The sequence below is a fragment of the Colwellia sp. BRX8-5 genome (genome assembly GCF_014077325.1).
Lineage (GTDB): Bacteria > Pseudomonadota > Gammaproteobacteria > Enterobacterales > Alteromonadaceae > Colwellia_A.
This window is the reverse complement of the sequence record NZ_JACGVR010000003.1, coordinates 203,044-227,917: the sequence shown is the minus strand read 5'-3', so window position 1 is coordinate 227,917 and position 24,874 is coordinate 203,044. Positions and strand designations below refer to the sequence as shown.

Below are 24,874 nucleotides of genomic sequence, written 5' to 3'. Positions count from 1 at the left end.
TTACGCCTCGGCTACATTATTAGACGATGCGCTATTAGCTTGCTGGCTTTCAAAACCATCATTGTCAAGTTCATCGCTTTCGACAATATAGGTTTTTCGGTCAAACAAGCTATACAAAACAGGAATTAAAAGTAACGTTAGCATTGTTGCAACCAGTAAGCCGCTCATTACCGTAATGGCAAGAGGTGCTCTTAATTCAGAGCCTTCTCCACTGCTAAATGCCAACGGCGCTAAACCTAAAATAGTGGTTAAAGATGTCATAATAATCGGGCGAAAACGTGAACGACTCGCTTCCATAATAGCAGCAAGTTTATCAACACCTTGATGACGTAACTGATTAATTCTATCGACTAAAACAATGGCATTATTCACCACAATACCCGTTAGCATAATAATACCTATGAGTACGATAACGCTGATATTGGTCCCAGTAACATATAAGCCTAATACCGAACCTAACACGGCTAATGGAATAGAGAATAAAATAATAAATGGATTTAATAACGACTCAAATTGTGAAGCCATCACTAAATAAACAAGGAATACCGCTAACGCTAACGCCATCATTAAGGAAGAAAAAGAGCTTTCCATTTCTTCATTTTGCCCTGCGACTCGTGCTTTAATATTAAAAGGTAAATAGAGTTCTTTCACTAGATTTTCGGCTTTGGCGGCCGCTGCAGATAAGTCGCCATAAGCCAGTGATGCCGAAATAATAGCAACACGACTTTGGTCAATACGGTTGATTTCATTAGGGCCAATACTTTCGGTAATATCGGCAACGGCGGCTAGTGGTAATGATTTGGCCTGCTGCGAGTTAACCGTTAATTGACGAATAGCTTGTGCTGAATTTCTCGCGTTTTCATCGGCGCGCACTAGGATATCAACTTGTCGGTCTTGTAAGTTGTATTTACTCGCCACCGAGCCAGCAATTTTAGTGACTAACTGATCGGCTATATCAGACGCTTTTAACCCTAAACTTGCTAAGCGCTCATTATCAAAGCTGATTTTTAACTCAGGTTGACCGGCGCGTAAACTATTGTTTAGGTCAATAAACTGATTATCCATCGACATTGTTTGCATTAATTGGTCGCTGTATTTTTTCAAAGCCACCAGATCGTATCCTGACAAAATAATTTGCAAAGGACGCTCTGTTGTAAACATTTCTGTTTGCGCTATTTCAGCGGTGACATCAGCCATTTGAGCAACTTTCGCGCGAACCACAGCTTTAACTGATTCAAGATCATCACTGCTGTAAAGTGCCACTAACAGTTGTCCCCAGTTTTCACCGCCTTTACTGGCTGAGCTCATCATTAAGCTACCGCTACCTGCTAACGAATAGCTGTGCTTGACTCGTTTATCTTCGGCAATAGTCGCAGCAAGGTCTTTTAGCCGTTGATCAGTAACATCTATGGGCGTTCCTTGTGGCAAGGTTAACTCGATAGTAAATTCCGACTTTGCCACTTCAGGAACAAGTTCAACCGCAATTTTTGGTAATAAACTGCTGACCGCCAGCGCAAACACTAAACTAAGTGCCACTAAAATAGCTCTATTTTGCAAGGCGACTTTTAATAACCGACTGTAGGCTGACGCTAGTTTTTCAAAATAATAACTAAAAGCTTTATGTGCCGGTTTAAAAATAAAGCTGACGACCTTAGTGATTAAATTAGTAATCAATAACAAGGTTTTGGTTAATAATAAAGGTAAGTAATTAAAAACCAATAAAAGCGGAAAGGCCAAAATGTGCACGACGATATTAACGACTTTCTTTCTTCTAGTTAGCGGCACTTTATCGGTTTGTTTTTCTAATGAGTCATCATTATTATCATTTGTAGGCATTTCTTTATTTTGGCTAAATTGACGTGATGCCAGCATAGGAATTAAGGTTAGCGCCACGATTAAAGAAGCGAGTAACGCAAAAGTCACCGTCATCGCTTGGTCACTGAATAATTGCCCGGCAAAACCGGTCACAAAAGCTAAAGGAAAAAACACCGCTAAAGTGGTCAGTGTAGAAGCAATAACAGCGCCCGAGACTTCATCGGTACCCTTTATTGCCGCTTCAATAATACTGGCGCCTTTTTCGCGATAGCGCGCAATATTTTCTAGCACGACAATCGCATTATCAACTAATAAGCCAACCGCTAAGGCAATGCCCCCTAACGACATAATATTAAGACTAATGTCATTAGCAAACATTAAATTAAAGGTCGCGATAATTGAAATAGGTATCGCTAGTGAAATAATAATCGTATTGAAAAAGTTACCCAAGAATAAATATAAAATCAACATGGCAAGTAATCCGCCAATAATAGCCGCACTTTTCACTTCGTCTACCGCATTGACAATAAATTCAGATTGGTCATAAATAACCGTAAAAGTCAGTGCTTCGGGTAAAGTTTCTTCAAGCTCGGCTAATTTTTTATTTACCGCTTTTGCTACGGTTACCGTATTAGCATCGCCTTCTTTATAAATGGCCAGTTCTATCGCTTCATTATTATTGATACGAGTAATATCGGTGCGTTCTTTTTCGCCATCAATAACTTGTGCTATGTCTTTAAGATAAATAGTTTTGCCATCGGCTTGCTTAACAATCATATTGCCAAGTTGCTCGAGTGAGACGAATTGGTTCACTGTTCGAACTAAATACTCTTGCTGACCATCGTAAACACGACCTGCCGACATATTAATATTTTCACTTTGGATACGTGCAACAATACTTTGTGCTGTTATACCTCGGCGCGCAGCTTTTTCTTGATCAAATACAACCTGTATTTCTTGCTGTAAACCGCCACCAAGCTGCACAGCGGCAACACCTGAAATAGTTTCCAGCTGTCGTTTTATTTCTTGCTCAGCAAAAGTACGTATCTTTTTTAATGCCCGAGGATGCTTATTTTCAGTGGACAGCCCTAAACGTATAATGGGGTCTAGTGCGGGGTTAAAACGTAAAATAATGGGTTTATTAACATCTTTTGGCAAGGCAATTATGTCAAGCTTTTCACGGACATTCTGCGTCGCAAAGTTCATCGCCACGCCCCATTCAAACTCAATAACAACATCGGACTGTCCAGCTTTTGAGATAGAATGAACCTTGCGTATCCCTTTAACAACACCAACTGACTCTTCAATGGGTTTACTGATCAATTGTTCTATTTCAGCAGGTGCGGCGCCGGCGTTATCGGTTCTTACGGTTAACGTTGGATAAGAAAGATCGGGCAACAAGGCAACAGAGAGTCGAGAAAAACCCACCATGCCAAATAACATCACAGCGAGGGTAAACATCGCTACTGTTACCGGGCGTTTAACCACAGTACTAACAATACTCATGAATAATAATTCCTTTAGATTTAATGATTAGGTAAAAGCTAGTTCACAACTTATTAGTCTTGTGTTGCTTGATTATCAGCATTTTCCTTAACGGCGTTATTATCAGTAGTTAGTTCAACGTTCTTCTTTTGGGTTTCTTCTTCACCTATTATTTTTACAGCACTATCAATTTTCAAACCTTGCTGACCGACAATCACTACCGGTTCAAGGGCATTTAGTGGCGTTAATATTTCAACAAAGCCATCTTGTTCAAAACCGGTAACCACTGTAACTTTCTTAGCTTTATTATCTTGAATAACGAATAAGCTGGTTTCAGTGTCGGTAACAAGCAAGGCATTTTGTGGCACAATTTGCGCGTTATCATGAACATCAAGTGTTAGTGACACTTTGGCAAACATCCCTGGTTTTAAGACATGGTTATCATTATTAACTTTTAAGGTCACTTTAAAAGTCCCCGACTCGGTATCAATGATTGGTGAGATTAAGCCAACCGTTGCAGGAACTTCTTTTGCATTTGCCGGAAAGTTTAAATACGCTTGTTGACCAACATGAACATTATTCATTTCAGATTCGGGTAAATAAACAACCCCTTGTAAGGTATCGAGCGCAACAATGGTAAACATTTCACCACCAACATTAGCGGTCATATTGCCTTCTTTCACCATTCTTGAAGCAATAACACCTGATATTGGCGCTCTTACCTTTGAATCACGTACTTGTATCGCCGCCACTTTTTGTTGGTTTTTTCTTGTTTTCACTAAAAACTCAAGCTTCTCTAGATCTTTAACCGATATCAGTTGTTCACCATCTATTGGTCTACTGCGGTTAAATTCGGCAACCGCAGAGTCGACATCTATAGTGGTACGTTCAAGTTCTAATAAATAATTTTCAGAATCAATTTCAGCTAAAATTTGTCCTTTGGTAACCGACATTCCCTCTTCAACTAATATCTTGTTAATCATGCCTGTGACTTTATTGGTGACTTTGCTTTCAGCTTTTGCTTCAAGTACAGCAGTTGTTCGATAAGTATTAGTGATCGTTCTATTGTCAACAAGAGTAGTTTCTACGGGCACCTGATAAACTTTCTTTTCTTTGTCTGCTACTTTTTCTTCATTACAAGCGCTTAACACTGTGACTAAGAATAGTGATAATAATAATGAAGTTGCTAGTGAATTGAGGTGCATAACGGTCCGTTGTTTTATAATTATAATTAATGTCATTTTATCCGGATCGGCAAGTAAGATACAAATAGCTTTTGAGGGTTATTAAACATTCAATTGTAACGAGTTATGATTACTAGCAAGTATAAGAATTTTATCCGTAAAAAATATTTTGAATTATTTATTAAGTCGCCACAGAAACGCTATCTATCGAACGAACATTTTTTTTCAGTATCGACATTAAACACCTACCACTAAAATAATTAAAATAGTTTTAATCACCGCACACTATGGTTTACGATTAATATATAAAGTTTTTATTACTAACAAGGTTGTTGAATGTCTTTTATAAAACTGTATTTTTTAGCGATTTTTACTGCTGTTATCTTCGTATCGCCCGTTATTGCTAATGACAAAGACGAGTCCCCTGTTCGCGGGCTAACTGGCTTTGAGAACATCAACGAAAGTCAGCCTTTATGGGAGTTTGGACTTGGTGGTGGCGCTATAGAAGTCGCTAATTACCCGGCATCAAGCGAGCGAAATTTTATTGCATTAGCCGCGCCCTATGTCGTTTATCGGGGCGATGTATTTCGGGTTGGGGGTGGTGATGGCATGCGTGCAGTTGTTGTTGAAACAAGTGATTTTGAATTAGACCTCTCCTTTGGCGGTGCATTCTCTGCCGACAGTGATGACAATACATCTCGAGCTGGTATGCCTGAATTAGACTTCTTATTTGAAATAGGGCCACAATTAATTTATCGCATTAAAGACTATAAATTTTCACAAGGTGGAGATGCAAGACTCAAAGCTCGCTTGCAAGCAAGAGCGGTATTTTCTACTGATTTTGATCGCATCGACGATCGTGGTTTTGTTATAGAGCCAACCATTTCATACCAACAGCGTGGTGCAATTTTTAAAGAAGTAGGCTTAAATATCGCTTTTAGCTTAACTTTTGCGACTGAAAAATTACAAGATTACTTTTATCAGGTTGATCGCAAATTCGCCAATAGCAATCGCCAACAATATAATGCCAAAGGAGGCTATTTGGGCGCCGAACTTTCTATGGGTCTGTCATTACCCATACGAAAAAATATCCGCGCATTTATCACTGGCTCAGCACAATTTCATCAAGGTGCAGCCAACCAGAATAGTCCTCTTTATGAAGAAGACATTACTTACAGCGTCGGTATTGGCTTTGTTTGGCGCTTATACGAAAGTGACAAAAAAGCGAGTTGGTAACAAACCTTTCAATGACACTAAAACAAATAGCTACTATTGATTAAATTGACTTATAAAAAAGTTAACACTGCTCTAAACTGTAGATAATCAATTACAAAAGGAAAAAAACGATGTTCTCAATTAAAAAATTGTTCTCTTTAATGCTTAGCTTAACCTTGGTTGCTTGTGCTTCAATGGGAGATGGTAGTAAAGCAGAACAACAGCAAGAAATTATAACGATGAAAGATACGGTGCTTAACCAACTTTTTGCTAATAAACCAGATACCCGTAGCCAAATTAATTCAGCGGCAGGTTATGCTGTCTTTTCGAATGCTAATATCAATTTAATATTTATGGCAGCTGGTACAGGCTATGGTGTTGTTAAAAGTAATAATTCAGCTAAATATACTTATATGAATATGGCTGAAGGTGGTATAGGCCTTGGTCTTGGTGTTAAAGATTACCGTATTGTTATGGTATTTCATACGGCACAAGCAATGAATGATTTTGTTAATCAAGGTTGGAGCTTTGGTGGTAATGTTGATGCCGCTGCAAAAGCGGGTGATAAAGGCGGTTCAGTTGAAGGAGAAATGTATTACGGTGATGTAACTGTCTACACTTTTACTGAAAATGGCTTAGCCCTGCAGGCAACAATAAAAGGCACTAAGTTTTGGCAGGACAGTAAGCTTAATTAACAGCCCAACTCAGTAGTCATTATCCTTAGTTAAATCTGTTATTGATGTAAAGTGCACAATATATAAATAAACCTTGTGCGCTTTAAGGGAAAATCAACATAAATTAACTTCGGTTGATGGACAAGCTTAACTCTGGCTAAATTCCACTTAATTATAAAAACCATCAAGAAGATGAACTTACCTTTTTATCTATGGTCTATTTAGCCGAGTAATAAGTCGTTAACTTGAATGTTTAATAATAAGTGCTTTTATTAAAATCAATAACGTAAACAGGTATATAAAAACGGTATTTACAAGGAGGTTTACAATACAAGGTTATAAGTTTGCTATTTTTTTCTCTATTATTTTCCATATTTTTGTTGTTTTACTGTTAAGTAATACGAAAGACAAACCGATCGATAATTTCACCAAAACACCAAAAATAGTACCTATTAATAGTTTTATCTATTATAAACCGATTAAAAATAAACAAGAAAAAGTCATTTCCGTTGATAGTGAACAGAAAAAAGTAGCACAAAAAAAATTAGCCATTAAAGACGTTGCACAGCAAAAGATAGAAATTAAACCATCAAGTCCTTTAATAAAAGCGATAACTGCTCCGCTAAAAAAACAACAGCCTGAAGAGATAAAACACCACACAACTTCCCAAAATTTATCTCGCCTTAAAGATAAAATTAATCAGCAAATAATCGACCAAGCCATGCAAAACTTCGCTAAACCTAATACAGGCTCGTTAATGCATGGTACACCGAGTTATGTTCCGCACTCTTTTGTTGAAGATACACAAAAGAAGAAGATTGGCTCAACAGCTAGTCAGGTGGGGAATGGCTTTAGTGTCAAAAAAGGTGATAACGGTACTTGTACGTTAACTGAAGATTTATCAGTTATTGGCCTTCAAGGCAAAACGACATCACAATTTAACTGTGGTTTATCAAAAGATGAGAAAAACTTTAAAAGTCATATGAAAAATATCCTTAAAAAGTTAGGCCATTAATAAAAGATTAACCAACCGTAGCAGCTAAAAAGCATCGATAAATGACCATGCCCAATCTATACTTAGGTTATAATATGAGCAGTTGTGAGTATATCGCAAAGTAAACCTTTCGACTGAGAGTGAAATTCACCTCACTTTTACAATATTATCAACGCACAACAATACCAACATAACTACTACAACTAGACTTTCTATTAGTTATCACTGCGGTGAATAGTACTTATTTAATCAAATGATTCGTAGTAGCTCAAAAATCAGGTAAACTATAAGCAAAATTTTTCCTTGCTAATGATGATAATGTTATTAGCCCATTAGAACTAGAGAGAGTTTTAAATGAGTCTATATTTAGAGTACATTAAAGAAATTGAAAATCGTAAGAATGAGCTAGGATTAGCTCCTCTACCCATTGATTCTGCTGATCTATTATCAGAAATCATTGCTCAAATTAAAGATTCTGCAAATGAGCATCGCGAAGATTCACTTAACTTTTTCATTTATAACACTTTACCAGGCACAACCAGTGCTGCAGGTGTAAAAGCTGAATTTTTAAAAGAAATTATTCTAGCTCAGTCAGTTGTCGCAGAAATTACCCCAACGTTCGCTTTTGAATTGTTATCTCATATGAAAGGCGGCCCTTCAATTGAAGTACTTCTTGATTTAGCATTATCTGATGACGCAGCAGTAGCAAAACCAGCAGCAGAAGTTTTAAAAACTCAAGTATTTTTATATGACGCTGATACAGCACGTCTTGAAGCTGCATTTAAAGCAGGCAACGCACTGGCGAAAGATATTTTAGAAAGCTACGCTCAAGCTGAATTCTTCACTAAGTTACCTGAAGTTGAAGCAAAAGTTGAAATAGTCACTTATATTGCCGGTGAAGGTGATATCTCAACTGATTTATTATCTCCAGGTCATCAAGCACACTCACGTGCTGACCGTGAATTACATGGCCAATGCATGAGCACTCCAGAAGCTCAAGCAGAAATTAAAGCTTTACAAGTTAAGTACCCTAAAGCGAAAGTCATGCTTATCGCTGAAAAAGGCACTATGGGTGTTGGTTCATCTCGTATGTCGGGTGTTAACAACGTTGCACTATTGGCAGGTAAACAAGCAAGTCCATACGTACCGTTTATTAACATTGCGCCTATAGTTGCGGGTACTAATGGTATTTCTCCAATCTTCTTAACAACTGTTGATGTAACTGGCGGCATTGGTCTTGACCTTAAAAACTGGGTTAAGAAAGTCGATGCAAGTGGCAACGCCGTTGTTGATGCAAATGGTGATGCAGTTTTAGAGGAAGCTTATTCTGTAGCGACTGGTACCGTATTAACTATCGATACCAAAGCGAAAAAATTATACAACGGTGACAAAGAGCTTGCGGATATATCTTCAGCCTTTACACCACAGAAAGTTGAATTCATGAAAGCTGGCGGTTCTTACGCGGTAACATTTGGTAAGAAATTACAAACGTTCGCAGCTGAAACACTTGGCGTAGCAACACCACCTGTATATGCCTCTTCAAAAGAAATTTCTCATGAAGGTCAAGGTTTAACTGCCGTTGAAAAAATCTTTAATAACAACGCAGTTGGTGTAACATCGAACACACCATTACATGCAGGCTCAGATGTTCGCGTTAAAGTTAACATTGTTGGCTCTCAAGACACAACAGGTCCTATGACATGTCAAGAGCTTGAAGCGATGGCAGCATCTACTATTTCTCCACTAGTAGACGGTGCATACCAATCAGGTTGTCATACAGCGTCAGTTTGGGATAGCAAAGCTAAAGCTAACATTCCTAAATTAATGGCATTCATGAACAAGTTCGGTCTTATTACTGCACGTGACCCGAAAGGCGTTTACCATGCAATGACTGATGTTATTCATAAAGTATTAAATGATATTACCGTAGACGATCGCGCAATCATCATTGGTGGTGACTCGCATACTCGTATGTCTAAAGGTGTAGCCTTTGGTGCTGACTCGGGTACAGTAGCAATCGCACTTGCCACAGGTGAATCGGCTATGCCAATCCCTGAGTCTGTAAAAGTTACTTTTAAAGGCAAGATGCAAGGCCACATGGATTTCCGTGATGTAGTTCATTCTACTCAAGCGCAAATGCTTAAGCAATTTGATGGCGAAAATGTCTTCCAAGGTCGTATCATTGAAGTGCATATCGGTACATTATTAGCTGACCAAGCATTTACCTTTACTGATTGGTCTGCAGAAATGAAGGCAAAAGCCTCAATCTGTATTTCTGAAGATGAAACATTAATTCAATCACTTGAGCTTGCTAAGAGCCGTATCCAGATAATGATCAACAAGGGTATGGAAAACGAAGCGAAAACACTTAACGGTTTAATCGCCTTAGCTGACCAACGTATCGAAGGAATAAAATCAGGCACTACGCCAGCATTAGCACCAGATGAAAATGCTAAATACTACGCGGAAGTAGTCATTGATTTAGATATTATCGACCAGCCAATGATTGCTGATCCAGATGTAAACAACGACGATGCTTCTAAACGTTACACTCATGATGTTATTCGCCCTGTTTCATACTACGCTGATAAATCAGTTGACCTAGGTTTTGTTGGTTCTTGTATGGTTCACAAAGGTGATATGCAAATTATCGCTCAAATGTTCCGTAATATGGAAGCACAAGGTAACAAGATAGAATTTAAAGCTCCATTAGTTGTTGCACCACCAACTTACAATATTGTTGATGAGCTTAAAGCTGAAGGCGATTGGGAGATTTTACAAAAATATTCAGGCTTCGAATTTGACGATGCTGTACCTAAAAATGCTGCGCGTACTAAGTACGAAAACATCATGTACCTTGAACGCCCAGGCTGTAACTTATGTATGGGTAACCAAGAAAAAGCTGAACCTGGTGACACGGTTATTGCAACATCAACACGTTTATTCCAAGGTCGTGTTGTAGCAGATACTGCTGAGAAAAAAGGCGAATCGTTACTTGGCTCTACACCGTTAGTTGTACTTTCAACGATGCTTGGTCGTTTCCCAACAATCGAAGAGTACAAGTCAGCAGTAGAGGGTATCGATTTAACTCGATTTGCTCCTCCTACGCATGAAATGACGACTAAGTATACTGCTCAAGCAGTACCTATTACAGTAATGTAATCACCGATATAGAGTCCTTAATAAGGGACTCTATTTTAAGCGATACATTAAAATAGACTTAGAAATATAAGGGTTATTTATTTTGGTTGAGTGAGGTAAAACTTACTATCAACTAAAATAAGTAATCCTTTTTTATTTTAATCTTCTAGTTATTAAAAATGGCACAGCCATGCAAGGACTATCCTCACTTAACTGGGTCTGTAATTAAGTGAGCACGTGAGAGAAGTTTACATTGAACAGAAATGCTTCTACTGACTAGCGCATTCAATATTAGCAGATAACGAAGGCATAATTAAATTTGGAAACGATTTTCTGTCATCAAACTTTTCAATACCTTTTAACACTTCAATGGTAAAACCATAAGTGCCACAAATCTCGTAAGACTGTCTCATCATAAAAGTAGCCAGCTTATCAAAATGAGTATCAGACTTAGGGTTAACCACTAAGTGATATTTATTGTCAGAGAGTTTTGTTTGTTCAAACTGAATATTGTGATCAAAATCCCATTGTGAAGCTCCGTTTTCAGAAACAATGTTGGTACAAGCAGATAGAGCAAAACAAGTAATAGCTAAAGTAAATAAACGCATCATAAGTCCTTTTCAAATAATAATTTATAGTATAAAGCAGCTGTACTCTACCATCGACAACCAAAAATGTACTAATGCTGAGACAATATAGCTGCCAAGGTATGGCGATGGTGCTGAGACAGTTCACGGTTCCTAAACATAAAAACCAGCAAAAATGCTGGTTTTTATATGAAGTTAGTCAAGCATTTACAAGTGCTTTTCTAAGAATTCACCCACCACCTTAAATGCTTCTATGCGATTTTCATTTTCATCGAGATAATGTGTACCATTAGCAAACTCAACAAAATCGATATCTAAATCAGCGTCTTTAGCCGCATCATAAAAATCGTCAGATTGGCTAAACCTTACCTGAGTATCATGTTTACCATGAATCAATAATATCGGTGCTTTGATCTGTTTAAGATAGTTAATTGCAGAAGTCGCTTTAAGACTGGCAATAATTTTATCGTCCGTTGGGTTACCAATGGTTTTATCAATAAAAGGTCGTTTAGATTCGTATCTGTATTCATCTTTTGCTAACTCAAGTAAGTCACCAATCCCAGCGATACTGGCAATACATTTAAATTGCTTGGGCCTTTGAAATGCAGCCGTTAATGCCACATAACCGCCGTAGCTAGCACCAACAATACAGCTATTATTAGTATCAACCAGTTCGGTCTCAGCTAACCAGTCTATCGCCTCATAAATATCATCTTGCATACGTTTTCCCCACTGTTGGTAACCAGCGGTTTGATAAGCGTTACTAAAGCCAGTGGAGCCACGAAAGTTAACTTGCAGTACGGCATAACCTTTACTGGCAAAGTATTGCACAAACGGACTAAAGTATTGGTAATCTCTTGATTGTGGACCGCCATGAGGGTGAATAATCAAGGGTGGTTTTTTATTATTACTCATTGGCGTTGTTGGCAACGTTAAATACCCGTGCAATGACATACCATCAGATGCTTCAAATTGAAACGGTTGAACACTAGCCAGCGACTTGCCTTCTAAATAGGGGTATTGACTGATCCAAAAACCACCTGATTTTTTAGCTAAATCTAACCAAAAAAACTTAGGGGGTGAATTATCTCGCTGAGCAGCTACTAAAATTTTCTTTTTATCTTTGCTCATACTATAAATACTGGCTTGGTATTGCTTGAAACTATTTTTTACAATGTTATAGATTTCAGTGTCAGCATCAGTAAAAAAATGATTCTTACGGTAGTGCTCGAAATAAATAGCACCAATAACTTCATTTCTATCCGCATTAAAAATAGCACCTTCTACATCATAGTTATCATTAGCATATAATAGCTTATCGTAGGCTCCCGACTTAATATCATATTGCCAAAGTGCGTCTCTGTGTAACTTGTGATCAGAGATAACAATCGCCTTATCATCACTAACTAAGATAGGAGAAAAAGTTTCACCTTCGAACGCCTTTTTAGAGTGTAATAACTTCCACTCATCATTATTGTCTTTTCTGTACCATATATTCGTAATCGTACTGTCATAATCGTCAGACCCTACACCCAATACGACATCACCCGCTTTATTGGCAACCCAACTATAAACGTCATATTTATTAACGAATAACTTTTCAAATTTATTTTCATAAATATTAACTTTATAGACAGATTGTCCTTTATCTTTAGGAGAGTACATCTGCAATAATACAAATTCTTTTTCTGCTTTTAATAACGAAACAACTTGTTGAGAGCTGTTTAAATCATACATAGCGATTTCTGCACCCGTTAAACTGCGAAGATTTGCTGCACGATTTAATTCAACCAACTTACTGCCGTCAATGTTAACCGAAAATAATCGATTAACTCGAAATCTATCACCCCATTGCTTTTTAGAGTAACTCGATGATACCAACAAACGTTCATTATTTGCCCACATAACCGAGTCTATTCTGTCTTTAGACTTTTTAAGGCTAACAAGTTTTATAATGCTATTTGAGCCAAAGTCACTCATCACAACCGACGGACCATCTTCACTGTTAAATATTCCAGCAATATGTTTACCATCTGGTGATACGGTAGGTTCTTGAATTATAGGTAAGTGACCAAACTCCTTGTAGGTTAACGTTTGTTTTTCTGCATGACTTAAGAAGGTCACGCTGAGCAATAGAATAGTGATTATTATTTTTTTCATTACTGCATCCTAGCGACTTGTTGATTAGCGGTAGTTGTCATTATCGATGATACGATAAAAATCATTTACCTATATCTTTACAAATTATTTACAAAATTGCCAGTAAACTTGCCATATTTATAATTCAGGTCGATCCAAACTAATAACGACGTGGGTCATTGAAAAAAAGATGACTGATAATAATGATCAAAAAAGGAAGGTAAAAAGGTATATCGCTGAATTTCACTAAATAGCGTTGGTGAATTGGGGCTTAGGCACTTAGTTCAGTAAAGATTAAGCGCTAACTAAAACAATAGCCCATAAAAAATGCCATTCACTATCAATAGTGAATGGCATTTCAGCATAAATGCAAGTTTATCGTTTACTTAAAAACAATGATTATTTCTTTTTCTTTACCGCTTTTGCATTAGGTAAATCAGTAATTGAACCTTCAAAAATTTCAGCTGCTAAGCCAATAGATTCATTTAATGTTGGATGAGCATGAATGGTTAAGCCTATGTCTTCTGCATCAGCACCCATTTCAACGGCTAAACAAATTTCGCCCAACATTTCGCCTGCGTTGATACCAACAATGGCACCACCAAGAATACGGCCCGTTTCTTTTTCAAAGATTAACTTAGTTTTACCTTCAGTACGGCCAGAAGCGATAGCACGACCAGAAGCCGCCCAAGGGAAGTTAGCGACTTCAATGTTTAAACCTTGCTCTTTAGCTTCAGTCTCTGTTACGCCAGTCCAAGCCATTTCAGGATCAGTGTAAGCAACAGAAGGGATACAACGTGGTTCAAAGGTATGCTTCTTACCTGAGATAACTTCTGCTGCACAATGCGCTTCATGAACTGCTTTATGTGCAAGCATAGGTTGACCAACAACATCACCAATAGCAAAAATATGTGGAACGTTAGTACGTAGTTCATTCGTTACATTGATAAAACCACGTTCATCAACGTTAACACCTGCTTTGTCAGCAGCAACTAAATGACCATTTGGCTTACGGCCAACAGCCACTAAAATTTTGTCGTAACGTACCGGTTCTGCTGGTGCTTTTTTACCTTCAAAAGTCACATACAAACCGTCAACTTTAGCTTCAACTGCAACCACTTTAGTAGATAACATAATGTTGAAGTTTTTCTTGTTGAAATTAGTATAAATTTTAACAATGTCTTTATCTGCAGCTGGTACTAATTGATCAGCAAATTCAACCACTGAAACATTAGCGCCTAAAGCTCTGTATACCGTACCCATTTCTAGACCGATAATACCACCACCCAATACTAACATTTCATCAGGAATGTCATGAAGTTCTAAAGCGCCTGTTGAATCAATAACGCGTGGGTCATCATTTGGAATAAAAGGTAAATCAATAACAGAAGAACCAGCGGCGATAATAGCATTATCAAAAGTAACCGTCGTTTTCTCGCCGTCATTGCCTTCAACTTCAATCGTTTTATCTGAAGTGAACTTGCCGTAACCATAAACTGTAGTCACTTTACGCGCTTTAGACATTCCACCTAAGCCGCCAGTAAGTTGAGAGACTACGCTATCTTTCCAGTCACGAATTTTATCTAAATTAATTTCAGGCTTACCAAAAGTAACCCCGTGTGAAGCCATTGCAGCTGCATCATCAATAACTTTAGCAACATGAAGTAATGCTTTTGATGGGATACAACCCACATTCAAACAAACACCACCTAATGTTTTTCGGCTTTCAATTAAGACTACATCTAAACCTAAATCTGCAGCACGGAATGCCGCTGAATAACCACCAGGGCCTGAACCTAATACTACTACTTGAGTTTTAATTTCGTTACTCATGTTTACCTCAATTAACTTGTTGTTTTGTCATTTATCGCTTTGCCAATATGGAAAGCCACAAATATAATATTATTTATACTTTACTGGGCGGAATTTTACTTAAACTCCTACCAAAGTACCATCTTTAATCGCACCTTCTTTGACCAAAGTAGTAAAAAGTGAGAGGCACTTCTGCCTGCTCACTTTTATCTTAGCGTCAAAGACTCTATCAATTATAAGATCAATTGACGAATATCAGACATTACACTGGCTAAGTGTACCGTAAAGCGCGCGGCTAAGGCACCGTCAATAACACGATGGTCGTACGACATTGATAATGGCAACATAAGTTTAGGCTCAAAATCCTTACCATTCCACTTAGGTTTTATTTCTGATTTTGAAACACCTAAAATTGCCACTTCTGGAGCATTAACAATCGGCGTGAATGCTGTACCACCAATACCACCAAGACTAGAAATAGTAAAACATCCACCTTGCATATCGGTCGCTTTCAATTTGCCATCTCGTGCTTTCATGCTAATTTCTAGAAGTTCACGAGAGAGTTGATGAATACCTTTTTGGTCGACATCACGTACTACCGGGACAACTAAACCATTAGGCGTATCAACAGCAACACCGATGTGAATGTATTTCTTGAGAATTAAGCTTTCTCCGTCTTCACTCAAACTTGAGTTAAACGCAGGGAATTCACGTAAAGCATCAGCAACCGCTTTTAAAATAAAGACTAATGGCGTGATCTTAAAGCCTAGCTTTTTCTTTTCACAAATAACATTTTGTTCTTTACGAAACGCTTCAACATTAGTGATATCAGCTTCATCAAATTGAGTAACATGTGGAATAGTTACCCAATTACGATGAAGAAATGGACCTGATATTTTTTGAATACGCGTAAGTGCTTTCGTTTCAATTTCGCCAAACTTCGAGAAATCGATAGCCTTAGCACTGACGACCTGTAATCCACCCTCACCCGCAGCAACCGAGCTACCCGCGTTAGCTTTAGGTCGAGACAGTTCGTATTTCACGTAAGACTGTACGTCTTCTTTTAAAATACGACTTTTTCTGCCCGTTCCTTTAACTAAGGTTAAATCAACACCATATTCACGTGCAATACGGCGAATCGATGGCGAAGTATAGATACTGCCCGATGAAGCCACTTTACCCGCTTGTGGGTGATGCGGAACAGGAGCAGCCTTTTGTGGTGCGGGTTTAGCTTTCGGTGCTTCAGCAACTTCTTCAGCAACAGGAGCAGGAGCAGCGACTTCAACTGGTGAGCCACTTGATGTTTCAAGCTTAATTACAATAGCGCCCTGCTTTACTTTGCCACCAACGCTAACCAATACTTCTTTAACGGTACCCGCATGTGACGAAGGCACGTCCATTGTAGCTTTATCTGTTTCTAAGGTGATTAAACCATCTTCAACTTCAATAACATCACCAACACTCACTAAAACGTCGATAATTTCAACTTCACCGTCTTCACCAATATCAGGAACTGCAATATCAATAATTTCACTTTGTGCTGATACCGCCGCCTTAGCAGGAGCCTCAGCAGGTGCAGGAGTTGACTCAACTTCTGCAACCGTTTCTTCTACAGCTTCTGCTGGCGCTTCGTCTGTAGTTTCAGGTGCTGCTTGCGATGATGTCATTTCAGCAATCACATCACCTTCTTTAATTTTATCGCCAACACTGACCAATAATGCTGATAACTTTCCAGCAAATGGTGCCGGGATATCCATTGATGCTTTATCAGTTTCAACGGTAACAATTCCTTCGTCTGCTTCGATTGAATCGCCAACAGCAAAACAAATTTCAATAATTTCTACTTCGTCGCCACCAACATCAGGGACTAGAATTTTTTGACTATCTGACATATTAAATCTCCTAGTCTGCTTATGCGTAAAGTGGGTTAAGTTTTTCAGTATCGATATCAAAGCGTTTAATCGCTTCAGTAACTACTGAACGCTCAACATCACCACGGTTAGCTAACTCAAATAACGCCGCAACAACAATATAAGCAGCATTCACTTCAAAGTGAGTACGTAAATTAGCGCGACTGTCACTGCGACCAAAACCATCGGTACCTAAACAGCGGTATTCGGTGTCTATGTAGGCACGCACTTGCTCTGAATAGTTTTTAATATAATCAGTTGCTGCAATTGCAGGACCATTTTCTTTGGTAATAACGTTAGAAATGTACGCTTGTTTTTGCTTACTTTCTGGGTGAAGCATATTCCAGCGTGCAACATCTTGACCGTCACGGGCTAATTCATTGAATGAAGTTACTGAGTAAACATCACTTGAAATACCGTAATCAGCACTTAAAATTTGTGCCGCTTCACGTACCTTTTCCAAGATAGTGCCTGAGCCCATCAACTGCACGTTAACTTTTGGTTTTTTCGAAGCTTTCTTCGCTGCTACCGTTTCAAGCTTGTAAATACCTTTAATTATTTGCTCTTCAACATTTTTATTTTCAGGCATCGCCGGATGTTTATAGTTTTCGTTCATCAAGGTTAAGTAAAAGAAAATATTTTCATTTTCTTCATACATGCGACGTAAACCTTCACGCACAATAACCGATATTTCATAACCATAAGTAGGATCGTACGTCACACAATTAGGGATCAAACCTGCTTGCACATGTGAGTGACCATCTTGATGTTGTAAACCTTCACCATTCAAGGTTGTTCGACCGGCAGTAGCGCCTAGTAAAAAGCCTTTTGCTTGGCTATCACCCGCTGCCCAAGCTAAGTCACCAACACGTTGGAAACCAAACATAGAGTAGTAGATGTAAAATGGGATTGTTGTCGCATTACAAGTAGAGTAAGACGTACCCGCTGCAACCCAAGACGCCATAGCACCTAATTCATTAATACCTTCTTGTAAAACCTGACCTTTTTTATCTTCACGATAATAAGCAACTTGGTCAGCATCTTGAGGAATGTATTTTTGCCCTTCGTTTGCGTAAATACCCACTTGGCGGAATAAACCTTCCATACCAAAAGTACGCGCTTCATCAGGGATAATAGGCACGATACGCTTGCCTATTTTTTTATCTTTTAATAGTGCATTCAATACACGAACAAAGGTCATTGTTGAAGAAACTTCACGATCACCAGAGCCTTTCAATATTGCGTCAAAGACTTTAAGAGATGGGATTTCTAACGTTTCATCTGCTTGTACACGACGAGCAGGTAAAGAACCCCCTAACGCTTCACGACGCGCTTTCATGTACTTGAACTCTTCGCTGTCTTCAGGGAATCGATAGAAAGGCAAATCAGCAATTTCATCATCATTGATCGGCATATTGAAACGATCACGGTAAAGCTTAATAGACTCAACATCCATTTTCTTCACGTTATGAGCAACATTCAATGCTTCGCCTGAGGCACCTAAACCAAAACCTTTTACTGTTTTTGCTAGAATGACAGTTGGACGACCTTTAGTTTCTATCGCTTTTTTATAAGCGGCGTAAACTTTAACCGGATCATGGCCACCACGATTCAAACGATAAATATCTTCATCAGACATATTGGCAACCAATGCCGCTGTCTCAGGGTATTTATTGAAAAAGTTCTCACGGGTATATTTACCACCCTTGGCTTTACAGTTTTGGTATTCACCGTCAACCGTTTCTTCCATAAGTTGTAAAAGTTTACCTGAAGTGTCACGGGCAATAAGGGCATCCCAGTAAGAACCCCAAATAACTTTAACGACTTCCCAGCCAGCGCCACGGAAAGTACCTTCAAGCTCTTGAATAATTTTGCCATTACCACGAACAGGGCCATCTAAACGCTGTAGGTTACAGTTAATAACAAATGTTAAGTTATCTAAACCTTCACGCGAAGCTAAACCAATAGCACCTAATGATTCTGGCTCATCGGTCTCGCCATCACCTAAATAACAGTAAACGCGTTGTGCTGAACAATCTTTGATACCACGATCGGTTAAATATTTAAGGAAACGCGCAGTATAAATTGCTTGTAATGGACCTAGCCCCATAGAAACAGTTGGGAACTGCCAGAAATCTTTCATCAAATGAGGGTGAGGATAAGAAGATAACCCTTTACCATCACATTCTTGACGAAAGTTATCCATTTGAGATTCAGTTAAACGACCTTCCATGAAGGCACGCGCATAAATACCTGGAGAGATATGTCCTTGTGCGAAAATAAAGTCACCACCGTCTTTTTCAGAAGCCGCTCTGAAGAAGTGATTAAAACCGACATCGTATAACATCGCAGAAGAAGCAAAACTGCCTATATGTCCACCTAAGTCTAAATCTTTTTTCGACGCACGAAGTACCAGCACTAAAGCGTTCCAACGAATAGCTGCACGAATGCGTGCTTCAATCGTTTGATCACCTGGCATATTAGGCTCTTGCCCAGGAGGTATGGTATTTACATAAGCTGTTTTTGCTTCAAAAGGTAAATGTGTGCCACTGCGACGAGCGCGGTCAATAAGTTTTTCTAAAATGAAATGTGCACGATCTGGACCTTCATTTTCCAGAATAGAATCCATAGATTCCAACCACTCTTGGGTTTCCAATGAATCTAAATCAATTTTTGGGAGCTCAGACATAATTACTTAGTTTCCAATAGTTAGTAAGTATATATAGTCATCATTACTCTATATGCAGGTTTATTGCGTTTCAAAACTAGCACTACGGCGTTACTCATTGTTGCAATAGCGAACCATTGCTGCAAACGAATGCCTTGTATCTATAATTTTGCACTCACACTAAACTTCAACATCTTAAATTATGATAGCTATAAGTTAAATTTCTGTGTTTAAAGATAGTCAACTTTTGCATATTTACATGCTTTGATTAACGTTAAACAGTTATTTTCTAAATTTTATTTTGCAACGTAATAGCTATTAATATTCACTACGTTGCATTCTGCGCATTGATCTTTCCATGCGACTATCTTCTTGTGACATTTTTAGTAGCACTTCTTCTATAAAAGCGAGGTGACGGTGGCTTGCCCCCCAAGCTTTTTGTGGCTGACCACTAATAATTGCGTCTAACAAGCGTTTTCTAAATTCAGCCATTTGCGCAAATATATCTGGGCGCTTAGCTAAAACAGTAAGATTTTGCTCAATATTATCAATCAACAAACTCGACATACTTCGCGCTAAGTGCAGGGTGACCGCATTGTGTGACGCCGCACATATAGCAAGATAAAAGTCGAATATAGCTTCAGCCTCTAAACGTAAATCATTTTCTAACTGGGCATTGCCGATACCGTCATGCTTTTTCTGTATTTCAGCAAAATCATTTTCCGTGCCTCGCATCGCCGCATAATATGACGACATACCTTCAATACCATGACGAAACTCTAAGAGATCAAATTGCGACTCTTTACTTTTCGACATTAACTCAAATAACGGATCAGACAAGCCTGATAAAATTTGGTCACTAACAAATGTGCCACCACCTTGGCGACGATTTACTAAGCCTTTAGCTTCTAACTTTTGAATAGCTTCGCGTAATGAGGGTCGAGAAACATCAAATTGTTTTGCTAACTCTCGTTCAGGTGGTAATTTTTCACCTGCTTGCAAGCTACCTTCAAGAATCAAGGCTTCTAATTGTCGTAAAATTACATCCGACAATTTTGCTTGCTTAACTGGCTTTTGGATACCTGACAATGTCATAACTAACAGCTTAACCTATAGTTTTATTGGCCTAGAGTTAGATAAAACTAAAAAGTGATTAAACTTTCTTTGTAAATCTTCTAAAAAACCAAGAGGTAAATTGGTCTTACCAATCAAAAAAGTGGTGTAAAAATACCAAAAAAAACACATTTTGTAAAGAGAAGATAGATCAGCTAGGCTGATTTTCCAAGTACTATTTTAGAGCTCAAACTCCAAACAACTGTTTGAATAGCTAACACAATAACTCAAATAAAAGCCTTATATCGAACACTACTCAACCAACAAGGTGGTCATTAAGCTAAATTATTTTATCTGGTTATTTTTAGTTTTATACGCATTGAGATTCGATAACAGATCAAAAAAAACATTATAAAAATTATTGAAAAGCCCGCTATAAATTACGCTTAACTCTTATAAAACGGCTAGATGTTAAATAAAATAGCCCTTTACAAAGCTGAGTTTCCATTAATTAAAAGTCAATTTAAGCGACACAAAACAATAATGAATTATAGGACTATTTTTTAATTTATAACTTTATCTGACCAATCTAAACGAATATCCCACCCTTCTACTCGATGCTCTGGCTCTAATGGTGCAACTGATTCATCGATCGTCTTATGAACGTTAATTGCAGGCGTAATATTGACATCGCGGCCATGAATAAAACTCTGCGTTCTGACAATTTGGGTATAGGCTTTATTCATCGCATAAGCACGTTGCTTGGACGGGGTAATTAACGCATAAACATCCGCTTGCTTTACTTTCTCCTTATCAACAGAGCCATCTTTTTTATACCACTTGCTGTGCATTTCCATGTTTTCTCGAAACTCATTACCGCCACCATTAATTTGCAGATATTGTAAAATCTCTCCCTCTTGCTGTCCTTTCGATGGTGCATCTTTCATACCTTTTAAATTGATATAGCCCCAACCTGCTCGTCCAGTTACTTTTCTTGGAAAAGCAAACGTTTGATCAATTGTGGTACCTATAGCGGAGTGACACCCCATGCAGTAGAAAGTTTCTTCATAAGACTGAGGTCGTAACTCACCATTATAATCTTCTATGAAGCCTTGAATAAGCCAGCCAAATTTATTATTAAAACCACGGTCTTTAACACGGATATAACTGGGTAATTGTTCATCAAGTTTCTCTTTTCGCTCTCGCCGATAAGCGCTGTCTATTGCCGAGTCATTTAATAATTGCGTTTTAGTCATATAGCGCAACTCTTTCATCCGTTGCGGAATAGTGGTTTCACCCTTTGTATCAATCCCAACATAACGAACTGAATGCATAATTTCGGTGTTAACCGGGTATTGTTGACGAGGCACTTTAATCTGCTTGGCATCGCCAACAAAGTATTCTTGAGCTAACAATAATTCAACTTGTCTGGTTAATTGACCATCTATATTTAAGTCGCTATTAAGCTTTACTTCATCGGCTGGGAAAATATCTATTTGTGGTAAAGCCTTAATACTCATTTCAACTAACGAAAGATTAATTAAATAGACATCTTCATTATATTCGCCATTAAGTTGCCTAAACTCTGCTGATAAGCGAATTAATACATCATCTGTGGCGCCATTCGTTGGCCAAAAGGTTCCCGGAAAGGGTTTGTAATTAAACGCCACCCAACCTGTGCCATCTTTAGCAATACCTTTATCATTAAAGGCTTCACCGGCTAAATTATAGTTTTCCAAGTCGGGAATAAAACCTTGCCAGTTATTATCTTTTAATGTCGTCGACAATTGACTGTAGTTATCTTGATCTATGTATTGTGCTATTTGTTCATCAGATATTTTTGCTATCCAGGATTCGCGGTTAACAAATAAGTTTTTCCAGCTATTACCTTCACCTTCATCCGAAAAATTGTAAAGACCCTGATTAACCCCGTCATTACGTAAATTATTGCGGTAACTATCAGTTTCAGTATGGCTATAGGTTTGATGGCAGGTGTAACAGGGATTGTTACTCCCTGCAGTTTTGGTGTAACACTGCGATGGAATAGGTGCTTCTTCATTAATGCTGCCATTAGCTGTTGGCGTGATTATTTCACTCATGTCTACTTCGGGTAATAAGCCCTGAGTCATTTTTTCACTTTTTGATAAACTCGAAAAACCAATAAAGGAAATCGTCACTAGTAAACTAAATATTAATACGTAATTTTTCATAAGCTTTAATAGCCCCTCATTTATATATTCAGTAAATTATACAAGGCTTTTATTACAGTTATTTGAAGCGCACTTTCATATTTTCTTAACAATAAAGTCAAAAAGACGTCACCTAAATGTCACACCCCGATATTACTTTAATAGCGTTTTTACACATAACTCTAGGAAGATAAAATGCTGAATCTAAAAAAAAGAAAAATAGCGACACTCATAGCAGTGATTCTCGGTTCGTCAATGTTAACAGCGTGTGGTGGTGATGACGGTAAAAATGGTACAAACGGTTCTAATGGGGTCATTGGATTAGATGGTAGCAATGGCAATGATGGTGTCAACGGTGCTGATGGTACTGATGGCGCTAACGGGAGTGATGGGGCTAATGGGCAAAACCTGACAGCTGCAGCAAAACTAACCCGCTTAGCAACCGTGCCAGTAGGTGCAGAAATTACGGGTATGTTTTTAACGGATAACGATGAACTTTTCTTTAATGTACAACACCCTTCAGATCTGTCAGGTAACGAAACACCAGCAAAAGTTGGCGTAGTAACGGGATTTGACTGGGGTACGCTTGACCCTATGACTGAGAGTTTATCGGTTCCAACAACCGATACAGAAAAAATGGCAGTACGGGTCGTTGCCGGAACCTACCAAGTTTTGGGGCAAGCGGGTGATACCTTGAATAACCAATTGCCTCATGGTTTAGGCGCGATTGCTAGTGCTGATCAAGCCACTAAGATTAAGCAATCTCAAGATCCTGATTTTAATGCCTTCGTTCCAACTTCTGCCAGTGGTGACACAGGTTTTTTATTCACCGCATGGGAAGATCGCCCAGGTGCAATGAGCCGTATAGAACTATCTAAAGAAGACAGTGGAACTTGGACAATAGGTGATGCGATTAACGTTGATTTTTCAGCGGTATTAGGCACAATCATTAATTGTTTTGGTACGCTTTCACCATGGAATACCCCTTTAACGTCAGAAGAAAACTACGAAGCTGAAAATACCGAGCAATGGAATAACACCGCTTACTTAGATGGCTATCCTAGCTACCCAGATGTTAAAAACTTACAAACCTATTTAGCAAGTTCAACATTACCCAACCCCTATGATTACGGCTATATAGTTGAAATTACAGACCCAACTTCAACGAGCCCAACGCCAGTAAAGCATTTTACCTTAGGTCGTGTTGCCCATGAAAATTCGGTGGTAATGCCTGATTGGAAAACAGTTTACACCACTGATGATGGTTCAAATAAAGCCTTTTATAAATTTGTTGCCACTAACGCAGGCGATTTAAGCGCCGGCACTTTATATGCCGCTAAATTAACGCAAGACGCAACAAGTGCGCCAGCAAAAGCCGGCTTTGATATTCAGTGGATTGAGTTAGGTAGCAGTAATAATACCGAAATAAAAACCTGGATAAATTCATATAACGGTATTACTGAAGCTGATTATATTGAAGGTGAAACCAGCTATATCACTCAAACAGAAATAGATGATTGGGCAATAAATGGAGCTGGCGACGACCGTTACGCATTTTTAGAAACGTTACGAGCAGCTAAAGCCAAAGGCGCGACCACTGAATTTCGTAAAATGGAAGGTGTAGTGATTAATTATGATGGTGTTGCCAGTGGTGCCGTACCTTACATGTATGTTGCTATGTCTTCAGTTGGAAAAGGTATGGTTGATAATGAAGGTGATATTCAGCTTGATTCATCAGCTTACTGTGGCGCGGTATATCGCTTTGGTGTCCAAACAGACTTTAACGTTAACCGCATGGAACCAGTCGTTGTCGGTGGCGCTTATAATTCAGACGGCGATGCCAATGGCAACAAATGCGATGTTAATGGTATATCCAACCCTGATAATTTAGCGGTGATGGATGATGGTCGTGTTTTAATTGGTGAAGACACCAGTAAACATGTTAACAACGCCCTGTGGATTTATAACCCAAAAGGTGAATAACCTTTAAAAATTCAGCGTTAATATT

14 protein-coding genes are annotated in these 24,874 nt (G+C 38.5%); 5 read left to right on the top strand and 9 right to left on the bottom strand.

What is annotated here, in order from left to right:
• Together H4J62_RS03755 and H4J62_RS03750 are read right to left on the bottom strand one after the other, a co-directional pair.
• A complete protein-coding gene (locus H4J62_RS03755) occupies positions 1-3,321 on the bottom strand; it encodes an efflux RND transporter permease subunit (RefSeq protein WP_182213637.1) in 3,321 nt (1,106 codons plus the stop codon).
• A gap of 53 nt (positions 3,322-3,374) precedes the next feature.
• The gene (locus H4J62_RS03750) at positions 3,375-4,505 is read right to left on the bottom strand and encodes an efflux RND transporter periplasmic adaptor subunit (RefSeq protein ID WP_182213639.1); all 1,131 of its coding nucleotides are present in this window, start codon (positions 4,503-4,505) and stop codon (positions 3,375-3,377) included.
• Between the two features lie 315 nt (positions 4,506-4,820).
• Between H4J62_RS03750 and H4J62_RS03745 the strand changes: the two genes are divergently transcribed.
• The 4 genes from H4J62_RS03745 to H4J62_RS03730 all read left to right on the top strand — a co-directional run bounded on the left by H4J62_RS03745 (position 4,821) and on the right by H4J62_RS03730 (position 10,529).
• Positions 4,821-5,720 (top strand): MipA/OmpV family protein, encoded by a 900-nt coding sequence (locus H4J62_RS03745; RefSeq protein ID WP_182213641.1) that lies wholly within the window; start codon positions 4,821-4,823, stop codon positions 5,718-5,720.
• A gap of 110 nt (positions 5,721-5,830) precedes the next feature.
• Positions 5,831-6,394 (top strand): YSC84-related protein, encoded by a 564-nt coding sequence (locus H4J62_RS03740; RefSeq protein WP_182213643.1) that lies wholly within the window; start codon positions 5,831-5,833, stop codon positions 6,392-6,394.
• Between the two features lie 700 nt (positions 6,395-7,094).
• Positions 7,095-7,388 carry a hypothetical protein gene (locus H4J62_RS03735; RefSeq protein ID WP_182213645.1) on the top strand — a complete coding sequence of 98 codons (294 nt, stop codon included), beginning with the start codon at positions 7,095-7,097 and terminating at the stop codon, positions 7,386-7,388.
• Between the two features lie 333 nt (positions 7,389-7,721).
• Positions 7,722-10,529 carry a bifunctional aconitate hydratase 2/2-methylisocitrate dehydratase gene (locus H4J62_RS03730; protein WP_182213647.1) on the top strand — a complete coding sequence of 936 codons (2,808 nt, stop codon included), beginning with the start codon at positions 7,722-7,724 and terminating at the stop codon, positions 10,527-10,529.
• Between the two features lie 248 nt (positions 10,530-10,777).
• Here the strand turns inward: H4J62_RS03730 and H4J62_RS03725 are convergent, their stop codons facing one another.
• The 7 genes from H4J62_RS03725 to H4J62_RS03695 all read right to left on the bottom strand — a co-directional run bounded on the left by H4J62_RS03725 (position 10,778) and on the right by H4J62_RS03695 (position 22,887).
• The gene (locus H4J62_RS03725) at positions 10,778-11,116 is read right to left on the bottom strand and encodes a hypothetical protein (RefSeq protein WP_182213649.1); all 339 of its coding nucleotides are present in this window, start codon (positions 11,114-11,116) and stop codon (positions 10,778-10,780) included.
• Between the two features lie 186 nt (positions 11,117-11,302).
• Positions 11,303-13,255, bottom strand: a complete 1,953-nt coding sequence (locus H4J62_RS03720) for a S9 family peptidase (RefSeq protein ID WP_182213651.1) — start codon at positions 13,253-13,255, stop codon at positions 11,303-11,305.
• Between the two features lie 378 nt (positions 13,256-13,633).
• On the bottom strand, positions 13,634-15,067 hold the full coding sequence (gene lpdA, locus H4J62_RS03715; protein WP_070375807.1) for a dihydrolipoyl dehydrogenase: 1,434 nt from the start codon (positions 15,065-15,067) through the stop codon (positions 13,634-13,636).
• 212 nt (positions 15,068-15,279) lie between these two features.
• Entirely contained in the window at positions 15,280-16,938 is a 1,659-nt protein-coding gene (gene aceF, locus H4J62_RS03710; RefSeq protein WP_182213652.1) for a dihydrolipoyllysine-residue acetyltransferase, read from the bottom strand.
• 19 nt (positions 16,939-16,957) lie between these two features.
• Positions 16,958-19,645 carry a pyruvate dehydrogenase (acetyl-transferring), homodimeric type gene (aceE, locus tag H4J62_RS03705; protein ID WP_182213654.1) on the bottom strand — a complete coding sequence of 896 codons (2,688 nt, stop codon included), beginning with the start codon at positions 19,643-19,645 and terminating at the stop codon, positions 16,958-16,960.
• 297 nt (positions 19,646-19,942) lie between these two features.
• On the bottom strand, positions 19,943-20,704 hold the full coding sequence (gene pdhR / locus H4J62_RS03700; protein ID WP_157471132.1) for a pyruvate dehydrogenase complex transcriptional repressor PdhR: 762 nt from the start codon (positions 20,702-20,704) through the stop codon (positions 19,943-19,945).
• A 536-nt stretch (positions 20,705-21,240) separates the two neighbouring features.
• Positions 21,241-22,887 (bottom strand): hypothetical protein, encoded by a 1,647-nt coding sequence (locus H4J62_RS03695; RefSeq protein WP_182213656.1) that lies wholly within the window; start codon positions 22,885-22,887, stop codon positions 21,241-21,243.
• Positions 22,888-23,061: 174 nt separating this feature from the next.
• Here H4J62_RS03695 and H4J62_RS03690 point away from each other — a divergent pair, with 174 nt between their 5' ends.
• Positions 23,062-24,849 (top strand): PhoX family phosphatase, encoded by a 1,788-nt coding sequence (locus H4J62_RS03690; protein WP_182213658.1) that lies wholly within the window; start codon positions 23,062-23,064, stop codon positions 24,847-24,849.
• Positions 24,850-24,874 lie beyond the last annotated feature (25 nt).

Bases quoted from the DNA above. Each gene is read 5' to 3' on its own strand.
- H4J62_RS03750 (WP_182213639.1), bottom strand. From the start codon at position 4,505: ATGCACCTCAATTCACTAGCAACTTCATTATTATTATCACTATTCTTA.
- aceF (WP_182213652.1), bottom strand. From the start codon at position 16,938: ATGTCAGATAGTCAAAAAATTCTAGTCCCTGATGTTGGTGGCGACGAA.
- H4J62_RS03755 (WP_182213637.1), bottom strand. From the start codon at position 3,321: ATGAGTATTGTTAGTACTGTGGTTAAACGCCCGGTAACAGTAGCGATG.
- H4J62_RS03745 (WP_182213641.1), top strand. From the start codon at position 4,821: ATGTCTTTTATAAAACTGTATTTTTTAGCGATTTTTACTGCTGTTATC.
- H4J62_RS03730 (WP_182213647.1), top strand. From the start codon at position 7,722: ATGAGTCTATATTTAGAGTACATTAAAGAAATTGAAAATCGTAAGAAT.
- H4J62_RS03720 (WP_182213651.1), bottom strand. From the start codon at position 13,255: ATGAAAAAAATAATAATCACTATTCTATTGCTCAGCGTGACCTTCTTA.
- H4J62_RS03725 (WP_182213649.1), bottom strand. From the start codon at position 11,116: ATGCGTTTATTTACTTTAGCTATTACTTGTTTTGCTCTATCTGCTTGT.
- lpdA (WP_070375807.1), bottom strand. From the start codon at position 15,067: ATGAGTAACGAAATTAAAACTCAAGTAGTAGTATTAGGTTCAGGCCCT.
- H4J62_RS03695 (WP_182213656.1), bottom strand. From the start codon at position 22,887: ATGAAAAATTACGTATTAATATTTAGTTTACTAGTGACGATTTCCTTT.
- H4J62_RS03735 (WP_182213645.1), top strand. From the start codon at position 7,095: ATGCAAAACTTCGCTAAACCTAATACAGGCTCGTTAATGCATGGTACA.
- aceE (WP_182213654.1), bottom strand. From the start codon at position 19,645: ATGTCTGAGCTCCCAAAAATTGATTTAGATTCATTGGAAACCCAAGAG.
- H4J62_RS03740 (WP_182213643.1), top strand. From the start codon at position 5,831: ATGTTCTCAATTAAAAAATTGTTCTCTTTAATGCTTAGCTTAACCTTG.
- H4J62_RS03690 (WP_182213658.1), top strand. From the start codon at position 23,062: ATGCTGAATCTAAAAAAAAGAAAAATAGCGACACTCATAGCAGTGATT.